This window comes from Acinetobacter sp. Root1280 (assembly GCF_001425285.1).
Classification (GTDB): Bacteria; Pseudomonadota; Gammaproteobacteria; order Pseudomonadales; family Moraxellaceae; genus Acinetobacter; species Acinetobacter guillouiae.
On the sequence record NZ_LMED01000028.1, the window covers coordinates 40931 to 63593 of the forward strand.

Genomic DNA, 22663 nt, shown 5'->3' on the forward strand with positions numbered 1-22663 from the left:
TTTTACACCATTGAAGATGCAGGGAATCCACCAAAATGAAGCTCATTCTCTCGGCAACGACAGCCTGATGTTCGGTAGTTGCATCGATCTAAAGCTGGATTGTCTGTAGACTCATCTTTTTCAGTAAACATTGCCGATCCAATATATCCGCACTCTTCACTTCGATATTCCCAATTGCAGTAGTTTGAGATTTGCCGTGTAGGGATTTTTAATCCTTCAAAATCCACTGGATTAGAAAGTTCAAAAGTCACTTGCTGAGCATTTTCAGAAGTCTTTTGTTCTATAAACCAAATCTGCTCACGTTTCTCACTTGGATTCGCACTGGTATTTCCAGCACTAAAGTTTTCAGCATCGAGATACTTGGCTAATGTGGTAATGACTTTGATCTTTGCACCAGCAAAATCACCAAACTGTAAACAATATGCAGTTACAGCACCTTGAATGCCTTTGATGTTATTTGCCATGCTTAGTGTTGGGGCTGAAGCTTTACCATCACTTCGCATTTCCAAGCCTGATACTTGCAATGCCATTGGCTCAAAAGTCTGACCATTAAAAATGATATTACGGTGCCAGACCTTTTCATCACCAACATCATAAAGCTTACCAATTGAGCCAGTATCTGAACCCATTAGCCCATTTGAACCGATTGAACTATAAATCTTTTCCCAGTCTTCATATGAAATATGACCATGGAAAAGCAAAACGCCAGCACCTAAAGCACTGGCGTCTAATTCAAATAATGTGATTAACCCATCTACATAGAGTTTTTGAAAATCACTGTTGAGGCTCATAAGTCACCTCATCATAGATTTGTTTCCCATCCTCATCGAGTACAGGCACATCATCAAAGATCGGCTGATCTTCACTATCTATCGCTTGCACCCATTCAAAAACAGGCTCGCCTTTATCATTGATAACAGGTTGATTGCTCAAGATTGGAGTGCCATTCTTATCAGTTTGAATATGGGTAACCGGCTTTTGGTATTTTTGACCATCCACGATGACTGGATTTCCAGCATCATCAAATAGATCTTCATATTTGGTGATGTATGTGAGTTGTGGCGCATACTTTACTTGTTGAACCATTCGAGCCTGTTTTTCAGTCCGTGGAACTTTGTGAACTACTGCTTTATTAACAGAATGCAGGCGCACATCAATCCAGCGTGGTTCGCCATTGGCGTTGTATGGAATATCAATCGCTGCATCCAAGTTCGCTACAATATCACCCTCATCATTCAATTTTTTCTTGAATGTCTTAATTTCAAGATCACCATTTTCTAAGGTTTGATATTCAACTGCACAAATACGATTTCCGTTTGTATCAGTAGGCACTTCAATCCACCAACCTTCTTTTGCAAAACCCTCAGTGTTTTTAATTAAGTAATGACCAATATCCACTTTTTCAAATTCTGGATTTTGCTCTAAGGCCTCTTCATTTGATTCAATTTTATCTGCAAATAATTGGACTATTGGGGATGCTGCTTTAATGAAGCCGTTTGAATCTCTTGTGGTATTGCCAGATGTCAAAAGGTAACCATGGGCAAAATTAGACGATGATGCCCCTCCTTGACGTACCATATATCCAACTCTTCTGTTTACATGATCAGTCCAGAATGCAAGCTGTGTATCACCACCCCGACCATAGAGCATCGTTGCATATAGTACTCGACATGCATTAGCTGTATTTGTTGCAGCCTCCCCAGAAATATTATCATTTCTATAAATGCCAGAACCTTTGCTGAACATTTGATCAAAGTACGCTTGAAAAGTCTGATCGCCTGTTATTGCTGGATCTGCAGCTGCAGCACCAAGCCCAAACGCCCCAACTTGCATAACATTACCAGCAGCTGTACCAACCAATCGACTCGCTGCATGGGTATTATTAGTGAAGTTTTCATTTACTTTTGTACCAGTAGATCGAAAGGTATCACCACCCGCCCCACTTGGTGCGGTTCCTAAATTAATTGTTTGAATAGCCATATTTTTCTCACTAAAAAGCCCCAGCTAGTGGGGCGTGAAAATTATTAAGAATTAGGTGACGGGCACAACTCCGTCTTATGTGCATGTCGTAGTTACTTGCATGAGGTCACGACATTAGGAGAAAATTGTATGCCAATATGCTTTTGTTTTTGATCGGGTTAGGAAGTAATAAAGACCCCACTTTTTAGCGAGATCTTGTTTGCTTTTGCCGGTATATTTTACACATAGTTTAATGAATAAATCGGTTGAAAACTGTTTCATTTTGCTTTCCTTTAGATAATAAAAAAGGACGCAAATGCGTCCTTCTCTTTTGATTGTTTTTAAACTAATAAATCACCAATAAATTTGGCTTGTACTTTAATAACCACACCTGGTGCTAATTCAGTTTTGCCAACCAAATCATAACCAGCATTAGTTGGATTAACCTCTAAAACCAATTCGTAATCACTGATATTACCAAATACAGATACAACATCTTTGTCATGTTGTTTTGCATTCAATTTAAGAAGATTATTTTCAAGCTTCCCACGATAAATAAATCCATAATCTCCACCATTGACCACACCATCCTTTACTATCACAGTGCCCGCTCCAAAATCTTGGATATTGCTCTTGAATTCAACAAAGTAAATTCCGTCTTTCATTTTTGACCTCATGCATTAATCGCTGAAAATTCAGCCATTTGATAGTAAGACATTGATGGTCAAAAGTTAAGAGTTCTCAAGGGTAAAAAACTTGGGTAAAGGTTGTGGAAATAGTCCAGATCATTCCACCCACTTGACTAGGTGTATAGCTTGTATCTGTTTTGACTCTCACCTCACCATCCAATGGCGAATTCCATAGAAATGAATCAGAGCCTTTATGTCGATCAAAGAAAGCTTTGATTTGAAGAATTTCTTCCTTGGTAGATGTAAATTTATAAGTCCACTCCCCCTTTTTATTGTTAATGCCTACTGAGATACTCTGCTCGTAGCCATCACCAAATTTTGAAGTCAAAATATTGAAGTTTTGTTTGCCTGAGTTTCCATCCAGATCACACGGAAATGTAAATTTTTCATTGCTCATAAATTGCGTCCAATAAAAAACCCACTCAGGTGAGTGGGTTTGTGTAAAAGTTGCATCAATCAACTTTCAGCATCTTTCTTATTAACATCTTCGGCTTTCTCATGCCCTATGATTCTCTGTAAAAACATCACAGCTGCCATAGCAACAATCAACCCCAAACAAGTATTACTTTGAATAGGTTTATCTAGCCAAGAAAAACCAAAAGATGCTAATAACAGCAAGATCATTGACACAAAAGCAAACCATTGACCCTTTGACTTAATATCTATCTCTCTAGATCTAGCAGTATTAAGAGAGTCTTGCTCTCTGATATTTGCGGCATCAACAGTTTCACTTCTTAATAGGTTCCGCTCTACAAAATCAACCTCTTTTCGCTTTAATTCCATTTCAAATTTTTGCTGCTCATGTATAAGATCAAATATTTCACGAGCAGAGCCTGGCAGAGTTTTCTCATAAGATTCTAAAAACTCTGGAGGCAAATAAGGGGTTTTAATGGATTGAAAAGATGCTTCGACTATTTGATGTTGTGCATACCTATCAGTGTTAATTGGCGTTACTTTCTGATTTGGGTCAATATCAATATCTAAATTTACATGAGGTAAATTCTCATTATTACCAGTCAATTCAATCAGCCTTAGATCTATTTATTAACATTATGTTGAAGCTCATAACGATTTGCTGCTTTTTTCATATATGACCCAACTGCAATCCACGCTGATGCACTGTCATTGATTGAAATATGAGTATCAACCTTTGGGGTTTTTGCTTCTGAAATAAAATTAGCTTTATGTCTGGTTTGCTTAGGTGCTAAATCAAAAGCTGAACGCATACCCTCTACAAAAGCACTTGTACGTCTCATGATAGTATCTCCTTAGACAAAAATACCCTTTTATCATTTGATAACAGGGTTATTAGTGGCTTCATAATATCTATTAAACATGGCATAAGTCAATAATTAAACTATAACCATATACTACAAATTAAACATAGATTTCTTTTAAAGAATTTAACATAATTCAATAATTATCAATCATTTAAAAAAAATAAACCTAAATTTAATTGCTCTAAAACCCCTTAGCTAAAAGTATAGTTTTGTTATCTTAAACCCTCATAAAGATTTCAATTTAGTTTTAAGGATTTTCTTTAAACCTTTAAGAGTTGTTCTAATTTATCAAAAGAAACCTCCCGAGGGAGGTTTCTATTCCTAAGATAGACTTCCTTATATATAACTCTTAACTAAAAAAATTTATTATGTATAGATTTATCTGGACGCTCCAATACAAATTAAAACTTCCATTTTAGTACAAGCATAAGCTCTTCAAAATTCATATATTCGACATCAAAATGTTCGCAAACATTTGGTATTTTAGAGCTATTTGGCTTATAAGCCTCTTCTGTGATTAAAATACCATTGTGTATCTTTGCACAAGCTATTAAGAATGGGTCAGCTACAGGAGTTCCCCTTAGCTTTTGCGTATTACCAATAAGTGTTTGAAAGTGCTTAACCTTGAATATCTCACTAACAAATAAAAGTTCATCTCGCGTTGGAGTTGTAAAAATCTGATTTTTCCAATCATTCAACCATTCAAGTAAATGTGGTGTAGGGCTTCCATTATTTACTTCAGTCCACACTTCTTTTGTTGAAATCAGTTGTCCGTTCTTTACGAGATCATCTAAATGATTCCATACTGTTTCAAATATAGTTGGGTAGTAGTGTTTCATTTTATTGAATGATGATGTGTCAAAAATATATGTTCTATCCATTAATTGACACTCTTCAAAATCATTTGCTCAAGACCTGCAAAATTCTTAGGTTTTATACCTAGATATTCTGATGCACTTTCTAAACTTAGCTTGTGGTTATAATGTTTAGATACAACTTCTTTAGTGAACCTAGAACTTAAATAAGCATTTTGAGTTGCATACCAATTTCCATTGCCTGAAGGTTTTATTTGATTATTCCAAATCTTAACTTTTTCTAGGTATATATGCTCTGAAACTTTTTTTAAGTCTAAAAATTTCCTCAAAACAACTTCTCGACTAACACAGTATCTTTTAGATAAATTAATAACAATTTCATCTAGGTTGTACAAGTCAAGCTCTTCGGGCAAGGTTTGAATTTGATAGCTAAAATCTTTATCAGGAATTAGTACTTCTGAGGCAAACTTATTGCAGAATATTTCTAAAGCTTGTTCTTTTGTATCCAAATAGGCTATATGTTCATCTGTAAATTTGCCAATTCCATTTACCCCGAGAAGAATATGAGCCAATTCGTGCAATAGACTGAAAATTTGCCTTGTTTTTGTTGTTGAATTATTTATATAGATGATAGGAAACTCATCATCATTCAAACAAAAACCTGAAATTTCTTTTTGTTTGAAGCTATTTTTAAAAACAAAAATACCTTGTTTTTCAATTTCAGAAATCCAGTACTTTAATGCCTCGTCATCGTCTTTAAATTTTGCACGAACTTCTATTTCTGCATTCAAAACTGATCGAATTATATCAGCTTGCTTTGTAACAGATTTTTTTGGATCTAATTCAAATCTATAAAATAAGGGTCTTCTCTCAGGATTTTTTCCATTATAAAGTTCGGCCAAAGTTAACTGAAATGCTCGTGCATTTCTAAATTGCATATGAGTATTAGGTAATAAATTTGAAATATCTGTATCGGGTAAAGTTCTAAACTCTTGCTTTGGAGTAAATTCCAAAGGAGGCTCTGGAAGGAAAAATACAGCTAAAGGTCTTTTATAAATTTCATAAGCTAATTTTTCCAATTGAGAATAAGTTGGAGCTGCAATTCCATTTTCCCAATCTAAAACATCTTGCTCTGTTTTCTTTAACTTTTTTGACACGTCAGCAATACTAAAGCCGCTGGTTTCCCTAGCCCATTGCAAAAGTTCTGGCTTTACAATTATTTCTAACTGACTATTCATTTCACTTATTTTTCCAATACTTATAATGCTGTCTATAAGCTTTTGACAACTTCAATATATTATCACTTTAGAACTTTTAATAACCATAGTTTTTACCAATGATTTTTAAAAAGCTTAAAAAAAGCACCCTGCTTAGGGTGCTACGCATTAACTGTTTATTACTTTATTAGCTTCTTCTAGATTGTAATCAACCCATTCCAAGAAGCCTTCCTTATTGCTGAATTTAGCATTGTTGTCTTGTTGGGTGAATTCGTAAGTGTCTTGGCAGTTCTGTTTTGGAATAATCACTTTACGGTGTTGCCACCAGTTTCGATCTATTAGTTTATTAGTTGAGGAAATGAAGTTATCAAAAGCTAATTTTCGTAGAAAATAATCAACGTTGCTTTTTGAATCTAAATTCTGTTGATTACATTCTTCCGATTCTAAGAATAAATCATATTCTTGCTCAAGTTTCATAAATATATCTCCATTTTTCTGCCCATGAAGTTTTTTCATATACTCATCAGTTATATGATCTTCGACAGTTAACCACCCTAAGCTACTTTTACCATTATCTACAACGTCTATCTGATTGTCGCCCTTATATACGAGCACATCTTTACCTAAAAACTTTAATGAATTCCAAAAAGAAGAACCACTCAATACCTCAAGAGCAAGATGAATATCGTCACGAAGTTGATCGAGATCTTGTGTGTAGTCTAAGCTAAGATTATTTAAAAGCTTTCCATAAACAACTCGTTTTATACCGCTCTTTAAATGAAAGATTTTAACATCGGCATTTGTTGGTGCTGAACTATCATTTCTTATAAAACTATCTTCTAATCTCGCAACAATATCAGCATTCATCGAACGATTATGCTCTTTAGCTGATTCAACAATCTTATCTTTGAGATCCTGCGTCATACGCATCTTGTATTCAACGTCTGAACTTCTAGCCATTTTTCTGCACTCGAACAATTTAATTTATAATAGTATCCCCACTGGGGATTGACAAGAAGTTTTTAACGATTTAAATTATAAAACATCCCCATAGGGGATATAAAAAAGCCCTGATAACTTTCGACGGCATCAGGGCTTCTATCAAACCCTTCGCAAGGAATCTGATATGCATACTTTAGCACAAATAAATGCACCCTTTAACGGTGTAGAGTTAATAATTATTGAGCACAATCAACAACCATATACCCCTATGCGCCCAATAGTTGAGGGTATGGGTTTAGCATGGCAAGCTCAATTTGATAAGTTAAAACAACGTTTTAATTCAGTTATCATGGAAATCATGACAACTGGTAAGGATGGAAAATCTTATAAAATGATTTGCCTGCCCTTAAGAAAACTTTTCGGCTGGCTGATGACGATCAGTCCAAATAAAGTAAAGCCTGAACTTAGAGATACAGTAATTAAATATCAAGAAGAGTGTGACGATGTTCTTTGGGATTACTGGACAAAAGGTATTACTGTAAACCCACGCTCAACTAAAGAAGAGCGCGAACCCTTAACAAACGCTGTAAATCTTCTCGTAGCCAAGACTAAACATCTTAACTACAGTGATGCATACAAGCTCGTTCATCAACGCTTCAACGTAAAGCACATTGATGAGATTCCTTACGATACGATTCCTGTAGCAGTGGAATATGTTCATCACTTGATTGCTTTGTATAGTCAGGCAAACAAACACAAAGACACTGAGCCACATATTCAAGCTGTATTACAAGATCAAAATGTTCAATTTCTAATGTGGTACGTGCCGATTCTTGCGAAGTTCGTAAAAAATGAACTCTATCCTGCTCTAACTGTAATTCAAAGCAGTTATGCAGGTCGCCTGATTGGACTAACTCAAGAAGTCTCATGTCACGCTAACATATTAAACCGAAAAGCTATTGGTTATGGCATTACGCTTAAGCATGTTGGTGATAAGCAGCCACATTCAATGGAATGGTATTTAGCTTGAATAATTGATACAAAAAAACAGGGCTTTTGCCCTGTTTTTAATTTTTAAATTCTTTTTCACAATAAGGTGAAGCGTTTGATAAGGAATTGTCAGGTTTGTATTGATAAGTTGCACCACCAAAATACGATACTTTCAAAGTTAAAGAAGATGCATCATTTTTAATAATAGTTTGCTTTAAACCATTTTGCATAAATAGTGTATCCCCATTGATTTTAAACTTCTCTAATGTATCTTTGCCATTATAGCTAGCACACATCAACCCTGTACCATCATCATTAAACTTAATTGTGACAAGATAAGGACCATTATTACCAGACCAAAAACCTCTTAAATTTGTGATGGTGGGTTGCACATTAGTAAAGTTATTATTCGTCATTTCAGAAACAGGACTTACGCAACCAACTAAGCCAACTACGACACTTAATCCTAATATAATTTTCTTCATCACAAACTCTTAATTTATTTTGAATAAATCTAACATTTGAATGAATAAAAAGCTACCGAAGTAGCTTAACGTCTATTCTTTATTGCTTTATCTAATAGATAGCCTTGTTTCAAATTCCTTTGAATACCTCTATCAACCCCATCATCAATCTTCTTATCCATCATTTTTCCAATTTGCACCAATAAATCTCCATTTGATGCAGTTGATGTTTCAACTGTTTCATTGGAGTAGTTGTTGATGATGATATTTGGCTGTGAGGCTACATTTGTTCTGGCTTGACTAATTGCATCATATTGCCTCCTTTCATTATAAGAATTACCGACAATTCCGCCATCTGAATAACCACCAGTTTTGCGTAGCTTTTCAACATTCCCAACTCCACCCCAGCGCTTGATGTCTTCTTGAGAGAATACAACTTCACCCTTATGAACTATGCCTGCTGGATCATGCTTTCCACCTGAACCCGTATAGCCTCCATTTGAGAATCCTGCAATTGTCTGGGCAGCAATTAAGCCAACGGAGGCATAACCAAGCCCTCTCACAAGCGCAGCGGCAGGAACCCCTAGAATCGGACCTAACTCCAGAGCCTTAGTTGATGCTAATTCGGTGCTGATAATTGCTTGAGCGATTGCTAAGGCTTGTTGTGTTAAAAACATTGCCTTATAAGCTGCGCTCTGCTCACCAGTTGCATCTTTAACCATGGTAGTTACACCACCCCAAACAGAACTAGCTTGGGTCAATAAGAAGTTATAGCCATTAAGCCTTTCATCTTGGATTTGGCGTTGTAAAACCTTCTCATCCTCAACCCCTTTCATTTTGATTAATAGAAGTTGATTTTGATAGTTTTGCTCAGCCTGTAACAACATTTGATTACGTGTTTCAGCCTCAATCAAGTACTGATCTTTGTCATCCTTCTTGTTAATATCCTTAACAGAATTTTGATAAGAATCATAAGCACCACCTATAGAAGAACCATATTGATTTTGAAACTGCCACTGTGCAAGTTGCGGTTGAGTCATTGTGTTTTGTGCCATTACCTCATAATAAGCACGTTGCAATTCACCAGTTTGCTGCTCCAAAGCTGCTTTAAACTCATTGAGTTTGTCTTTTTGGAGTCTGCGGTATGCGGCTAGTTCATAATCTCTTTGCTCTTCAAAAGATTTAATTGCTTCTGCCTTTTCCTTTTTATTGAAATCCGTACTAGCTTCAACTCTAAGTTTTTTGACATAAGCATCATTCTTGATCTTTTCCTCACCAACCCAACGCCAACTATCAACCTCCATTGTGAATTCGAATTGACGAAGTTGTTTAGTTTTTTCAAACCGAGCATTTTCATCAGCAACTAGGCTATCTAGGCCATTTTTACGCAAATCTTTTACACGCTTGATATGATCAGCTTCGTCTTTTTCACTTAGCGAGTAGTAGTTTGCTCTTAATGTTTCAATTTCTTGCTCTGACTTAGCTTCAACTTTATCTTGCGCAATATAGGAACCATAAGTCCCAGTACTTGCACCACCTTTCACCTTGCTTTGCATGCTTGGCGATTGATGTAGAAGTTTAAGCACAACACCGTCTTCAAAAGTTACCGTACTGTAGTAACCACCACCTTTTGGATCGTATGCAGTTTTTACATCTTTTACCGCTACTTTTGTTGTGATTGGTGTGCCCACAGGCATAGCAAAATCAATACCCTTATGGAAACTTGACGCCCCAGCAGTTGGTGCTTTTCTTTGACCATAATCAGAAGAAACACGATAATTTGAAAGGGATTTACCACCAGCTTGTAGTCGTGCTATGTGTTCAGGTGATACTTTCTGCCCATCACGAGATCCACCATAGCGAACATCAAGATGAGCGCCTGTGCCGATACCTGAATTACCTGATATTCCAACTAAGCGTTTAGATATATTTTCTTGGTCTTTAAGCTCTTTAGTACGATCCTTTTCAGCCTTACTCTTTGCCTCAATAGTGTCTTTAAGTTTGTTTTCAATACTTAAAACTGACAGTTCATTTTTAAGCATATCTGCAGTAGGATTTTTCAATCCTATTTTTTCTGCTTCTTTGCGAACCTTTAACATTGCAGCAGCTTGCTCTGGAGTTTTACCATACTGAGTAATCAAAATTTGTTGATAACCAGCATCAAATTTTCTCTGAGCAATAGTTTTATTAAACTCCTTCATTTTCTCATTGAGTTTGTCTACTTCTGACATTGCTGTTGAAGCACCCTGACTTGCATCAATGAAACCTTGCTTTGCTTTAGAACCATTTTCTTGAATCGCTTTTAATTCCGTATTAGCCTGATTCATTGCAAATTTAGACTGGTCTGTTTTAGAAGCGTAATCTATCAATCCTTTGATTACATCAGAAGGAACTTTGGCTGAGCTGTTGAATTTTTTTACAGCATCAGTTGCTGTAAGTTGGTTCAAAGAATAAGCTTGAATCACTTTATTCAACGAATTAACTTGTTCTTCACTGCCACCATTCAAACGGATGAATTCTACTTGTGCTTGTAATGAATCAAGCATTTGAGTTTTCATATCAGTGAAATTTTGGGTAGCAACTTTTGTTAAATTTGTTTGAATCGTTAGTTGCTTAATTGAATCAGCAGTTACTTCTACATGTTGCCCAGATGTAGCATTCAATAATTTAAGAGCATTATTATTTTGCTCTATCTTGTTCTTTGATTCTGCTACTGCTCCTGAAAACTCAACCAATTTATCAATTTGATTCTGACTAAAACGACCTGAAGCAATCATTTTATTTAAAAGATCACCTGCATCACTTGCACCTTTAGCAATAGAAGTAACTGCCTTCTGGTAATCTGCATAATCATTGCCAGATAATTTGAACAATTCTTTTTGAATATATGCGAAACGTTTTGTAGCACTACTTGCATCATCAATTACATCATTTTGCTGTTCAATCTCTTTACGTAAGCGCACGCCTTCAACCAAAGCTTGTACAGTATTTAACTCTAAGTATTTCTTTGTTAAAGACTCGACAGAATCAGCTTGAGTTGCAAGAGACTCTTTGACTTCATCTGAACTACTACTCAATAAATAGAAAGTTGCTGCTGTTGCTGCAATTGCTAGACCCATTGGGCTAAAAATCGCCATAAGAGCTGACTTGGCTAAAGCTAAACGACTTGTAGCAACGGTTTGTGCTGTTAAAGCTGCAGATAATCTGGCAGAAGATGCGGTTTGTGCTGATTCAGCCGCTGCAACTTCTAAAGCGACTTGAGCCTGTAATCGACCAAGCTGAGCCATTCGTGTAGTTGTGGCCATTCGACCTTGATCAGTGATTTGAGCTTTCAAACGAACTTTTTCAAGTTCAATTTCAGCCATGATCTGTGCATGTGTTGCCTTGATATTGGTCAATGTTACTTGAGTGCTTTGTGCTTCAGCAGCTGCAGAAGCGACTTCGGCTTGTGCCGCTGCAATATTGGCATTTCGTTCAGCAATACTTGCATCAACTTTTGCAATCAAGGAGTAGGTTGCAGATGTTGTGGCTGCTGCATTGCTGATCATTGCTTTGGTTAACATTCCTATTGCTAGTGCTGCACCAGCGTTTGCAATAGGGGCTAGATTTTCAGCAAGTGCACTAATAGAAGAAGATAGAACCTTTGCAGCCCCACTCCCTTTACCAGCCTCGCCCACAAACTTAGTGACTTCATTGGATAATTGCGTGAATGACTGAGCAATAGTGAAATCCGTTTTGCCAAATAGTTCATTTACTGAACCACGTGCCTTTGTTAAAGCATCAACAAGTACATCACCTGTAATCTTTCCTTCTGCAGCAACTGAACGTAATTGACCTACTGTGATTCCCATACCTTGAGCAATTGCCTTTGCGAGTCCAGGCGCTTGCTCCATTACAGAGTTAAGCTCTTCACCGCGTAGAACATTGGAAGCCAAAGCTTGTGAAAATTGAACTAATGCAGCTTCTGCCGAAGCAGCTGAACCACCACTAATTGCGATTGCTTTAGCAACGGTATCAGTTAGTTCTGCAGTTTTGGCTTGAGTAATGTTTAAACGCTTTGCATTGTCAGAAAAACGTTGATAGATCTGTGCAACCGAATCCCATGCTTGTGCAGTATTTTGAGCGATTTTGAAGGTATCGTTCATTGCAGTATTGAGTTCAGATTGGCTCTTAGTGACTAATTTAAGTTTGTTATTTAAACCAGTATAAGTATCCATCTTAGCGATCGCAGTACCAACAGTCACAACCCCAGCCAAATACCCTGCCAACTGACGTGCTGCCACTGACATAGAGTTCATTGAAGTAGTTGCGTAATTACCAGTGCGTTCGATACTTTGTAGCTCTCGATCTAAAGCACGTGCATTACGTGCTGCTTGTTCTGAGCTAATTTCGATAACGAGGGTGCTGCGTTGTTCAGCCATTTTTTACTTTCCTACGGATGAAAAAAAGCCCGCAGGAAAGGCGGGCTACAGGTATAAAAAAACCACTCAGGTTAGTGGTTTTTTATGTTTGATGGAATTAAATTACATTAGTCCACTACGATTTCGTAGACAGTTTTGCAAAGTTGTTTCGGGTAAGCGGATGGTTAGCTAATTTAGTATGATCCCTGCGTATCTAAGCAAGCCATATAATGTTTCAAGGGAAAACTTGATAGTTCTGCTTCCTTTTCGGAATCACTTGAAGAAATTGGCTTTGAATAAGCTTCTTTTATAATGGTATCAATTTCTTTATAAGTTGCTTGATCGTTNAATTTAGTATGATCCCTGCGTATCTAACAAGCCATATAATGCTTTAAAGGAAAACTCGATAGTTCTGCTTCCTTTTCGGAATCACTTGAAGAAATTGGCTTTGAATAAGCTTCTTTTATAATGGTATCAATTTCTTTATAAGTTGCTTGATCGTTACTTTTTTTCAATGCAAGATCATTTGCTTCTATTTGCTTTGTTATAGATACGCCCTGCTGCTTAGCCTGAATAACCATTTCTGCTGTTTTAAAAATCGTACCGCATTCATGAATATCGTTATCTAACTGTTTTGTGTCCGCAAAACATAAACTAGGTAAAATTGCAGATAAAATTAATATTTTTTTCATATAAACCCCTTGGTGTTTGCTCATAAAATAACAAATAATCCAATTCTTTGTAAGTTGGGCAAGGGCATTCATGAATATCGTTATCTAACTGTTTTGTGTCCGCAAAACATAAACTAGGTAAAATTGCAGATAAAATTAATATTTTTTTCATATAAACCCCTTGGTGTTTGCTCATAAAATAACAAATAATCCAATTCTTTGTAAGTTGGGCAAGGGCTTATTGCGGACATTAAAAAACCGACCTTTTAAAAGATCGGCTTTATGGTTTGATGATCATGTTTATTACCACCAGCGTATGGCAGCAATCACTGCCGCGATTCCAAATAATACTGATGCAATAATTGCGGCAGTTGCTAATTTGTTACCAGCTTTATCCGCACCTAATTCGCTCATTTTTCCGTCTACCTTTAATTGGTTTTTGGGGGTATAATTCATATATGTTCTAATCCTCAAGTGTGCATTGTGGGTTGGAAACAAAAACCCCAAGAGCTGTGAACTCTCGGGGTTTTGTTTTGGAATCAAGAAAACCATATAAATAGTTCTCTCTTATACGTGCACCTCTAAATAAAATTTGTTAGAAGTTTTGGCTTGATAGCACTTATGACTTATTCACTTCACTCAAGTACTTCCCATCCAGCGCAAAAATACACTCAACAAAAAGCCCTCGATCTAAGTCACAACCGTACACATCAAAATAGCTTTTAATATCCGCAAGAGTGAGTGAGTCATAGAACCCACCACCCTGCGGAAAGGCAATAAACCGTCTAGCCTTTGAAATTAAATTAAAGGCTTTAATGATATGGTTTGCGGTGTAACTTGGTTCTAAACGCTCAGGTGGTTTTATGCCGAGCTTTTGGTAGATTTCAGCGGTTTTTTCTTCGCACCATTTGATGTTTCTTTGTTCGTAGTGCTTGAGGACTTTCCCACTTCATCAGCAATCTCTACAGTCTTAGAGTCATGGTTCACTTTAGCCTTTTCCATGATGAATACGATAATTTCAAGTGATTGCTTTGAGCTTGTACAAATCAGCTCAGCATTTTGCGCGCTGTATTCGATTGGCTTCTTATCCTTACCGACTAGTCCAACCCATCCTAGCAAGAGATGTGATACAGCTCGGTTAAAACCTAATTTGGCTTTAACTGCACCCTCATCTGTAACAGCCTTAATGCCTGCAAGCTCTTGCTCGGCCTGAATCCCATTGAGTTCAAGTGAACGCTGAAATGATGGCTTATCAATACTCGCAATGAGTAGTTTCACTCCATCTTTAAAATCAAACCATTCTTGAACGTATTCAATAGACTTCTGTTCTTCGATTTCAATTAACATGATTAAGGCCCCGCAACTACAGGAATACGTGTAAGAGTCGGTGCAACATCCGCGACAGTGAACGAGAATTGGGTAGTTAATACATCACCAGCACCACCACTTGGCAAAGGCGCAGATACTTGAACCTTAGGTAGTTTGAGAGTGTATTTATTACCTGCAGTATCTTTCAATGAGTATTCAAGGCCAATCGGTTCATTTAAGAATTGTTTTTCATAAAGTTCTGCAGTGTTTTTGGACCATGCAATTGTAAAGTTACCACTGCCTTTCATAATGGTTTCTAAGATTGCGGCAATGTTATTTTCATAGTCTAAGCACTTTTGAATCTGCATTGTATTATCAATGGTTAATTCAATCTGAGTGATGCACATTCCTGGTTTCTTCTCACCATCAATAAGAATGTCACCAGTTGATAGGCTAGTTAATGGTACTGCATCCACTGCTGGTGTTACGGTACCAGTCGGGGCAACCTCATAAGCTGTACGCTTCATTCCCATAATTGCGAATTTAGAAGTCACAATACCAGAATCAGGGATCGATAAAGTCCACTGGTTAATGTGGCAACCGGTGAAAGCTTGGAAGTTATCGATATCACTAAAGCCGCGAATAATCGAAAGTGTTTTTCGAGTTGTACCTCCAAAGCTCAAAACGTTGTTATTCCAAGCATTAAAGGCAACTAGCTCTAAGACTTTATCCTGAATCCCATAAGCCCATTCAGATTCAATATCTCCTTGCACTTCAACACCAGTTACCAAAGTACCGGCTGCAATTCGTGAATCTTTAATCGTTTGCGATTCGGTGGTTTGTGCTGCTGCATCTAAACCATTAGTGGTAAATGCAAATGTATTCCAAGTGGTTGCAATCACACCAGGTGATGCTTCAAAACCAACTCGGGTTAATTGTTTAGCTCCAGAACTCATGAAGTTCTCCTTAATTTAGGCATAAAAAAACCTCCTTTAAGGAGGTGGATAGAGTTGCTAGAAAGTGATATTTGAAATCTAACCCTCTAGTTTTAAACTTGGTTGAGCATGTTCAATTAGCTCATCTAATTTTTTCAGTATCTGTGGTCTAATTTGTTTTCCACCAACACTTAGAATTCTTCCTGCATTTGATAAGGTTTCTTTCCATTGATCGGCAAGCAAGGATAATTTTCCAATTTCAATTTGGATGCCGTTTAATGTATTGCGTGCCAATTCTTCTTGCTCAATGTAAAACTTGCGGATTTCAAAACCCTTTTCATTTCGTTCCATCATTCCAAGATGTTTTGTCATATCTACAGAAATAATGTATTCAGTTGTTGGACGTCCACCTTTTAGGTTTTCGTCTTTTTTGACGAAAACCATATAATCAAAATTTTCTTCAAATTTGCATTGGTTAATTCGTCGTTTAATCCAATGAGAAAACTCCGCTTTGACTTCTAGCATTTTGTGCAAATCACGGGCATTTACGCCAAGTTGAATTTTTCCATTAAGCTCCACTTCGATAAATGGACTTTTACCTTCAATTTTTACAATCGCATTCATTGTTATGCTCCGACCACTCATAAATAAAAGAAAGCCAACAAGAAGATGCAATGAGTAGTCGAAACGACCATCTTCCTTTCAGGAGCTACCCTAGTTGGCTTGGATGCCATATTTCAGGCATTAAAAAACCTGTCACTAAGGACAGGTTCGTTTAAAAGTAATTCCGGTTTGTTGTGAGATTAAGCTAATTAACTCGAAACTCAGCTCTCACTATCTTTGCATAAAAATTGTCATCATCCATATCTTGTGGCGCATGGACTCTATAGACTTCTAAATGTGAAACACCAAAGGTTTGTAAGAATTCACGCCATTTAACACATAGATTTGTCATTTCAATCGTGCCTGAATTCTTTGGTGCAAAGCATTGAATTGAAATAGTGCCAATATCTCGAATACAGGGTTCATTTCCAATACCTGCAATCAAACTATCTCCATACTGAATATAAACTTTGCACCAAAGTTTATTTGATGGTGGATCAAATGGTTTGCCATCTGGAGTTTTCTGATTTTCAATTCGAAGATATGTTTTTTCCACACCACTAAATTGGCCTATTCGCTTGTATATCGCCAATTCAGCTTCCGATAATGTCATCATTTATATCTACTCGTAACTGATTGGAAAGTGATTGAATAAATCCCTAAAGGCGCTTGGCCTGAATGTCCATTTTCGAGAGCAATTGCGTAAGGCAGATTATTACTAATGAAGACTCTCATCCCTAATTGAATGCTAAGGACTTTAGCCATTCCATCCGCAATGGTTGTCGTACCTGATTTATCTATTTTTTGAAAGTCTTTGGTGTAATCCACACTACCAATTGAAACACGATGATTACCTCTGAAAGCCCCTGTATCGACTGGACTTTTAAGCACAACACCTTGAAGCATTGCAGCGGTTATTTTTCTTTGTAGTTCTGATCCATCATGCAAAACTTGGAGTGTAAATTGTGATGGTCTAAATCCTTTCCAAGTCATATTTCACCCATTAAAAAACCACCCTAAGGTGGTTTTTATTATTTATAAGCAGATTCAGTAAATATTCTATATAAAAATTCTTTAAGTTGATCTGAGTCAAAACTATTTAATTCTTTTAAGGGTAATGTAATTTCAGATTCTTTAAGCTGAAAAATAGCACTATCTTGTTCAAGATTTAAAAAGCTTTTATGGAAATATATGTGTTCTGCTCTGTCTACATTATTTATGTAGTCAAGAAAAATCTGCATCAATAGATCATAGTTAGTAATATCTTTAATCTTCGGATCCAATAATCTTTTATTAACTAAATACGCAGACAAATCTTTTAATATTAATTCAGTAGGTAGCATTATGTGTACTCGAATTCAAGTTGAAATAAATCATACACTTTTTCAATAAAATCCAAAATTTATTTTATAGCTTTATGTAACTCTTAACTGGCAAATCCAAATACTTCCACTTGGATCTTTGCTAATGCTCAAAACTTTAAACTCACGACCTGCCACCCAAACATCATCAATCTGAGGCACACCAGTTACTTCATTTTGAAGCACAGTAGCTTTTACATCTTCAACTTGATAATTGATAGGCTTTACCAAATCTCGCTTATATGAGCCAAATACGCCACGTCCTGAGTATTGTTCAACGGTAATAATAGGATAAGTCTGCGTTTCAAAGTCGAAATCACCTGATTGAATTTCTTTGGAGCAAGTGAAAGTGGTAATGGCATCAGCTAAATCAGTATCAAATGCCTCTGCAATATCGGCCTGCAATTCGTCTCTCAATCCCATCACAGTTTCCTTACCATTTGAACGCGTGATTTTTTAGTATATGGCTTGATCAAATCCCAAATGAATTGCTCAACTGCATTAATGGATTTAGAGCCATCCTGATATACCTTTTCACTTTCAATACTATCCGCTTTTACTCGTTTAGATTTAAGTTCTTGGTCTTTATCAATGTAGAGTTTTTTATCAATGATACCTTTAATGATTTCAAAGGATGCATCCTTTAAATCCTGTGGTACATCATCAACATTTTCATAATCTTTAACGTTTCGAGCGATTAAATATGTTTGACTTTTCTTAAGAAGTTGAGCCTTGTCACTTTCACTTTGGCTGGTCCAAGTATCCCCAAGCGCTTGCTCAACTTCTGATTCAGTGACAAAACTCATGACTCACCTACTTTGCTTTGGTTGTTTTCGGTTTTTCTTCATCCGTTTTATCGGCGTTTGCTTCCAATTCGGTGATACAGGCTTTCATTGCTTCAATGTTATTTTGGAATGCAATAAATTCACCTTTAGCAGTTTGAAGTTGTTCGAGCGATTCTTTCTGAGCATCTTCTAGAATCAAAACTGAATCTTTCAATCTTGAATTTTCTGACTCAAGTTCAGATTTCGCTGCTTCATTTGCAGAAAGTGCTTCGATTTGTGCTTTCAGGGCCGTATTTTCTTCAACCACCTTTTCACACTCAGCTTTTGCTTCATCAACAACAGCCTGTAATTCAGGCGTGATGCCTACATTAACTTGAACTGATAGAGCCTGAGCATTTAAGAACGCATAGGCTTGTTTTACTGCTTCAGCATTTGGAAATTCATCATCCACTTCAACCGAAGTTGCAGCAGAAATAACACCTAAAAATGAAGTGCGATAGCAAACATTTAGCTGCTGATTTTCAGGAATTGTATTTGTATAAATAACTTTCACTTTATTCTCCAAAACAAAGGCGACCGAAGCCGCCAAGTTTATTAAGGTGTACCTGAGATTACCGCAGCAAAAGGCACAAGTTTACGATCAAACACACGTTCCCAATTCGCAGCATTTGCATACTGAGCAATTGTTGGAGTTTTATTTGGATCTTCCTCCCCTTTCCATGAGAACCCGGCAGGCTGCAAGATGTAAGTCTTACGCTCCACGATGATTTCCGAACCACCACCATTTCCACCTAAGGCATCACGCTGAACTTCAACTGGATTGGTTGGAGTACCCTCACCATAACCGAAGGCACCCGTACCAAAGAACATTGAAAGGTACTGGTTTGCGCCATAAGTAAGGCCATCATCCATAAAGATTGGCTTACCAAGGTAGGTAGTTAAGATGATGTTGCCTTGAGAGTCTTTCACATACTCAATCAGATCTTTTTGCACCATCTGCTTCATTACAACAGAATGCACGCCAATTGCAGCAAACTGATCAGCAGCATCACCAGCAGTAAATGCCGCATCCTGCATAGCTGTAGCGGTCATCGTTGCACCTGCATCAATCACCATATCGCCAGAGTTATTTGCAAGGTTAGATGCAATCACGCCACGTGCAGCACCCAATAAGTAACGCTGCCATTGACGTTCCCAATATTTCCCATAACGGTTGCGAATGTGTTGCATTGGTTCGCTATTGGCAAGCTCAGTCGTTAAATCTGACACGCCATATGGTTTGTTAAGATAGAGAGTACGAGCTTGCATCTTGTCTTGCGACGCTTTACCTACTTTACCTTTTTGATCTGGATCGTCTGTAGAGACGTTTGCCTCTTCATTGGCATCTAGATCCTGCCAATAAGAAATTGTTGAAGTGCCTTGACCATTATTTGCAATATCACTCAAAGCTGGATTTTTGGTAACAATACCTGATTGATAAACTGCCGTTTTTTCAGGTGAGTTCACTGGATCTAATGTTTGGTAGTAATCCCCAACAAAAATATCCGCAATACGAGTAGCTGGCATAAATTAGTTTTCCTTAGTTTTTAATAACTGTTGAAATGCATTTGGATTTTCACGCGCAATTGCTGCACGTTCTGATTCTGTATAGTCAGACCATTTTTTAGTTGATGTTCCTGAACCTGGTGCACCAGAACCTTGCGCTTTAGGGAAAAAATAAGACTTGGTTTCGCGCAGGCTTTCGACCCATTCTTTAGGGCTTAATGGAGTTGAGCCATCTTTCCCAATAATTGTTTCGCCATTGGCATCGATCATCACAGCATTGCCTTTTTCATCTAAAGCAAATTGTGATAAAGCCAAAGCCGTAACATCGTCTGTCGCTTCCGCTAAACCACCAACACCGCTGAATGCTTGTGCAATCTGACCTTTCACTACAGACTGTTTAAACTGGTTTGCATATACTTCCGCTTTATTTGCCCGCTCAGTTTCAGCCTGTAGTTGTTTGTCATGGTCCTGCTTCATTTTTTCAGTACGCTTTTGAATGACTTCATCAATCTTGCCCTCGGCAATTAGTTTTGATTCTTCATCCATATTGGCTTTTGAAAGAAGGTCTTTAACTGCTGTTAAATCCACACCTTCCAACTGCTTTTTAATGCCTGAAAGTTCAGTGTTTAAGTCTTTGTTCTTACCAAGAAGTTCATCATTTTTTGCCTTCAAGCCTTTGACCTGTTCATCTACGGCATTTTTGATTGCTTCTTGAATTTCAGGGTTGTTTAAATCAACTTTATTGTCATCTGACATTATATATTCCTCGAATAACCGCCTAGCGGATTTGTGAACCTGAGCTTTGCGCAGGCAATAAAAAAGCACCCGGTTGGGTGCTTAAGCTGAAAAGTTTAATTTAAGTTCTTATCAATATGATTGAACAATCATTTCTAAAAGCCTTTGATTTGAGTTGTCTAAACGCGGATTAAAAATACATTCCACAAACTCCCCATAATCTTCATAATCTTCATAATCTTCATAATCTTCATAATCTTCATAATCTTCATAATCACATATCACAAAACTATCTCAATGATATTCTAAAATTTCCATGTGCAAGTCTTTGTAGAAATTGTAAAAATCTACTGGTTGAAAACACTCAGAAACTCTCCCTGACTCAAAATGATTTAACCTATTTGCATGATTTGGTCTATTGCAATATATATTTTCCATCCTAGTCAAAATATCACCTTCAACGCTCTCCATCTCCAGCCTAGACAGGTTATATTTAAATTTAAAAGCACAGAAAAGATAATATGTCGGGCGAGCTGAACTATATGATCTTGATCTTAGATCACCAGTAGTAATTCCTATTTTTACGAAACTTTGGTCATTAGCATCGGCTCCCAGATACAACCAATTCGAAATCGATTCGAAGTTATTTCTTATATCATTTATCTGGTGTTGCAGCTTGTAGTCACGACCAGTATCTTCATAATACCAATCATACTCTTCATTAACTTCTCGTTTTTTCACATTAATCACTTAAAACTTTTTTCTTGATAATGCTTAAACTACACTCTTTACAAATAGTTTCCAAGAAATAACACCCTTGCAATGCTACTAATTTAGAACAACCCAACCTCTTTAAAAGTCTTTTCATCCATTTCTTTTAGCTGCTTGAGATTGAATTGCAGACCAGAAAGTGGATCAACAAATTTATCAATGGTATAACCACCATCTTTATAAAGTTTAAACTTTGATGGTCCTAGCCATTCTCTTTGGAATTTCTCATCTTGACGTTCAAACCAATCTTTGTAAGAGGTATTAGCATCAATCTGACCAATCTTGCCGCTACGCTGATCTTTTGGAATATCCTTAACCGCTCGATTATCTGCCACAAATGGTCGTAACCCTGCTATTTCTCCATCAGCATCTACACCAAGTAAAGTTGATCTACAGTGAGGATGTAATGGTGGTCTTCTAATATTAGGATCACCCTTTTGCCATGTAGTTTGATCTAATGATGCACACAGCATAGATGTTCTACCATCAAGCACACTGAAAAACTTATAGAATTCGAAACCTAAAGCATTCCAAGTAGACTCATAAGATTGATTCGACACATGGCTTCGGGCAGTTCTAACAACTCGATCAACATCTTTAAACGATTGATCGATCAAACCATCATAATGAATTTTCTTTCCATCAATAGTTTTGTCATAACCTCGAATTCGTTTAATGATTTCATAATTAGTTTGACCTGAATTAATTCCATCTCGAATCGCATATTCAACTTTTTGACGTGCTGTAGTTGCGATATTTTCAAGTAAGCTATCAACCAAAGCACCACCAGTCAAAGGCTTGTGCCTGATCTTTGTATACAGCTTTTTGCCATCAGGCTCTTTAATTGGATTATTTAACGCCTTGGATAACCATATGGACTCGTAAACTGCGAATGCCGTTGCTGTTACTGCAAAAGTTTCAGGCAGCGCGAAACTTAGATTTAAGAACCATTCATTAATAAGGCTGCGCACTTCTTTGAGCTTTGGTGTTGTGTACTGTGCACCAGATAAGGCTATTTTCTCTTGATCGCTTAATTCATCCAGCAAATCACGAAGTTTCAGAACCATTTCATTAGATTGATTGCTAAAAAGCTGCCACATCTCATTAACAGTTTGACTCGATGCACGATGCAAATAAGTTTGATGCTGAATAAATGCATTTAGAAATGCTTGCTCTTGAATCGAGTTATTCAT

Annotated in this window: 22 protein-coding genes; all 22 read right to left on the reverse strand. The window is 37.0% G+C overall.

Annotation, left to right across the window (positions count from 1 at the left end; all coding sequences use genetic code 11):
- Positions 1-2 precede the first annotated feature (2 nt).
- Positions 3-791, reverse strand: coding sequence for a phage minor tail protein L (locus tag ASC84_RS19465; RefSeq protein WP_056517747.1), 789 nt, complete (start codon positions 789-791; stop codon positions 3-5).
- Entirely contained in the window at positions 775-1980 is a 1206-nt protein-coding gene (locus ASC84_RS19470; RefSeq protein WP_056517750.1) for a hypothetical protein, read from the reverse strand. Before ASC84_RS19470 ends, ASC84_RS19465 begins: the two co-directional genes overlap by 17 nt.
- Positions 1981-2300: 320 nt before the next feature.
- The gene (locus ASC84_RS19475; protein WP_056517754.1) at positions 2301-2624 is read right to left on the reverse strand and encodes a GrlR family regulatory protein; all 324 of its coding nucleotides are present in this window, start codon (positions 2622-2624) and stop codon (positions 2301-2303) included.
- A gap of 76 nt (positions 2625-2700) precedes the next feature.
- A complete protein-coding gene (locus tag ASC84_RS19480; protein ID WP_056517993.1) occupies positions 2701-3045 on the reverse strand; it encodes a phage tail protein in 345 nt (114 codons plus the stop codon).
- A gap of 59 nt (positions 3046-3104) precedes the next feature.
- Positions 3105-3668 (reverse strand): DUF2335 domain-containing protein, encoded by a 564-nt coding sequence (locus ASC84_RS19485; protein ID WP_056517756.1) that lies wholly within the window; start codon positions 3666-3668, stop codon positions 3105-3107.
- Positions 3669-3685: 17 nt separating this feature from the next.
- Positions 3686-3904 carry a hypothetical protein gene (locus ASC84_RS19490; RefSeq protein WP_056517758.1) on the reverse strand — a complete coding sequence of 73 codons (219 nt, stop codon included), beginning with the start codon at positions 3902-3904 and terminating at the stop codon, positions 3686-3688.
- A 425-nt stretch (positions 3905-4329) separates the two neighbouring features.
- On the reverse strand, positions 4330-4809 hold the full coding sequence (locus ASC84_RS19495; RefSeq protein ID WP_056517761.1) for a PIN domain-containing protein: 480 nt from the start codon (positions 4807-4809) through the stop codon (positions 4330-4332).
- Positions 4809-5981 (reverse strand): ImmA/IrrE family metallo-endopeptidase, encoded by a 1173-nt coding sequence (locus tag ASC84_RS19500; protein ID WP_056517763.1) that lies wholly within the window; start codon positions 5979-5981, stop codon positions 4809-4811. Before ASC84_RS19500 ends, ASC84_RS19495 begins: the two co-directional genes overlap by 1 nt.
- 7146 nt (positions 5982-13127) lie before the next feature.
- On the reverse strand, positions 13128-13448 hold the full coding sequence (locus ASC84_RS19525) for a hypothetical protein (RefSeq protein ID WP_056517775.1): 321 nt from the start codon (positions 13446-13448) through the stop codon (positions 13128-13130).
- An 840-nt stretch (positions 13449-14288) separates the two neighbouring features.
- Complete coding sequence (locus ASC84_RS19535) at positions 14289-14774, reverse strand: hypothetical protein (protein ID WP_056517782.1); 486 nt, start codon at positions 14772-14774, stop codon at positions 14289-14291.
- 2 nt (positions 14775-14776) lie between these two features.
- Entirely contained in the window at positions 14777-15691 is a 915-nt protein-coding gene (locus ASC84_RS19540; protein ID WP_056517785.1) for a phage tail tube protein, read from the reverse strand.
- Between the two features lie 78 nt (positions 15692-15769).
- Positions 15770-16294, reverse strand: coding sequence for an antA/AntB antirepressor family protein (locus ASC84_RS19545; RefSeq protein WP_056517786.1), 525 nt, complete (start codon positions 16292-16294; stop codon positions 15770-15772).
- Between the two features lie 184 nt (positions 16295-16478).
- Positions 16479-16889 (reverse strand): hypothetical protein, encoded by a 411-nt coding sequence (locus tag ASC84_RS19550; RefSeq protein ID WP_056517789.1) that lies wholly within the window; start codon positions 16887-16889, stop codon positions 16479-16481.
- Positions 16886-17266 carry a hypothetical protein gene (locus ASC84_RS19555; RefSeq protein WP_056517791.1) on the reverse strand — a complete coding sequence of 127 codons (381 nt, stop codon included), beginning with the start codon at positions 17264-17266 and terminating at the stop codon, positions 16886-16888. The genes ASC84_RS19550 and ASC84_RS19555 overlap by 4 nt, the downstream gene beginning before the upstream one ends.
- 38 nt (positions 17267-17304) lie before the next feature.
- Positions 17305-17616: a hypothetical protein gene (locus ASC84_RS19560; protein ID WP_056517794.1), complete on the reverse strand. Its 312-nt coding sequence runs from the start codon at positions 17614-17616 to the stop codon at positions 17305-17307.
- A 72-nt stretch (positions 17617-17688) separates the two neighbouring features.
- Entirely contained in the window at positions 17689-18057 is a 369-nt protein-coding gene (locus ASC84_RS19565) for a glutamate 5-kinase (RefSeq protein WP_081409402.1), read from the reverse strand.
- The gene (locus ASC84_RS19570) at positions 18057-18440 is read right to left on the reverse strand and encodes a hypothetical protein (protein ID WP_056517797.1); all 384 of its coding nucleotides are present in this window, start codon (positions 18438-18440) and stop codon (positions 18057-18059) included. Before ASC84_RS19570 ends, ASC84_RS19565 begins: the two co-directional genes overlap by 1 nt.
- Before the next feature lie 7 nt (positions 18441-18447).
- Entirely contained in the window at positions 18448-18972 is a 525-nt protein-coding gene (locus tag ASC84_RS19575; RefSeq protein WP_056517801.1) for a hypothetical protein, read from the reverse strand.
- 41 nt (positions 18973-19013) lie between these two features.
- Positions 19014-19985, reverse strand: a complete 972-nt coding sequence (locus ASC84_RS19580) for a hypothetical protein (RefSeq protein WP_056517802.1) — start codon at positions 19983-19985, stop codon at positions 19014-19016.
- A gap of 3 nt (positions 19986-19988) precedes the next feature.
- Positions 19989-20720 carry a hypothetical protein gene (locus ASC84_RS19585; RefSeq protein ID WP_056517805.1) on the reverse strand — a complete coding sequence of 244 codons (732 nt, stop codon included), beginning with the start codon at positions 20718-20720 and terminating at the stop codon, positions 19989-19991.
- 273 nt (positions 20721-20993) lie between these two features.
- A complete protein-coding gene (locus tag ASC84_RS19590; protein ID WP_155860363.1) occupies positions 20994-21440 on the reverse strand; it encodes a hypothetical protein in 447 nt (148 codons plus the stop codon).
- A gap of 92 nt (positions 21441-21532) precedes the next feature.
- Positions 21533-22663, reverse strand: coding sequence for a minor capsid protein (locus ASC84_RS19595; protein ID WP_056517811.1), 1131 nt, complete (start codon positions 22661-22663; stop codon positions 21533-21535).

Coding starts and splice junctions, on each gene's coding strand:
- ASC84_RS19465 (WP_056517747.1), bottom strand. CDS start 791: ATGAGCCTCAACAGTGATTTTCAAAAACTCTATGTAGATGGGTTAATC.
- ASC84_RS19535 (WP_056517782.1), bottom strand. CDS start 14,774: ATGTTAATTGAAATCGAAGAACAGAAGTCTATTGAATACGTTCAAGAA.
- ASC84_RS19480 (WP_056517993.1), bottom strand. CDS start 3,045: ATGAGCAATGAAAAATTTACATTTCCGTGTGATCTGGATGGAAACTCA.
- ASC84_RS19555 (WP_056517791.1), bottom strand. CDS start 17,266: ATGACTTGGAAAGGATTTAGACCATCACAATTTACACTCCAAGTTTTG.
- ASC84_RS19595 (WP_056517811.1), bottom strand. CDS start 22,663: ATGAATAACTCGATTCAAGAGCAAGCATTTCTAAATGCATTTATTCAG.
- ASC84_RS19545 (WP_056517786.1), bottom strand. CDS start 16,294: ATGAATGCGATTGTAAAAATTGAAGGTAAAAGTCCATTTATCGAAGTG.
- ASC84_RS19475 (WP_056517754.1), bottom strand. CDS start 2,624: ATGAAAGACGGAATTTACTTTGTTGAATTCAAGAGCAATATCCAAGAT.
- ASC84_RS19570 (WP_056517797.1), bottom strand. CDS start 18,440: ATGAGTTTTGTCACTGAATCAGAAGTTGAGCAAGCGCTTGGGGATACT.
- ASC84_RS19580 (WP_056517802.1), bottom strand. CDS start 19,985: ATGCCAGCTACTCGTATTGCGGATATTTTTGTTGGGGATTACTACCAA.
- ASC84_RS19490 (WP_056517758.1), bottom strand. CDS start 3,904: ATGAGACGTACAAGTGCTTTTGTAGAGGGTATGCGTTCAGCTTTTGAT.
- ASC84_RS19500 (WP_056517763.1), bottom strand. CDS start 5,981: ATGAATAGTCAGTTAGAAATAATTGTAAAGCCAGAACTTTTGCAATGG.
- ASC84_RS19560 (WP_056517794.1), bottom strand. CDS start 17,616: ATGCTACCTACTGAATTAATATTAAAAGATTTGTCTGCGTATTTAGTT.
- ASC84_RS19565 (WP_081409402.1), bottom strand. CDS start 18,057: ATGGGATTGAGAGACGAATTGCAGGCCGATATTGCAGAGGCATTTGAT.
- ASC84_RS19550 (WP_056517789.1), bottom strand. CDS start 16,889: ATGATGACATTATCGGAAGCTGAATTGGCGATATACAAGCGAATAGGC.
- ASC84_RS19540 (WP_056517785.1), bottom strand. CDS start 15,691: ATGAGTTCTGGAGCTAAACAATTAACCCGAGTTGGTTTTGAAGCATCA.
- ASC84_RS19585 (WP_056517805.1), bottom strand. CDS start 20,720: ATGTCAGATGACAATAAAGTTGATTTAAACAACCCTGAAATTCAAGAA.
- ASC84_RS19525 (WP_056517775.1), bottom strand. CDS start 13,448: ATGAAAAAAATATTAATTTTATCTGCAATTTTACCTAGTTTATGTTTT.
- ASC84_RS19470 (WP_056517750.1), bottom strand. CDS start 1,980: ATGGCTATTCAAACAATTAATTTAGGAACCGCACCAAGTGGGGCGGGT.
- ASC84_RS19495 (WP_056517761.1), bottom strand. CDS start 4,809: ATGGATAGAACATATATTTTTGACACATCATCATTCAATAAAATGAAA.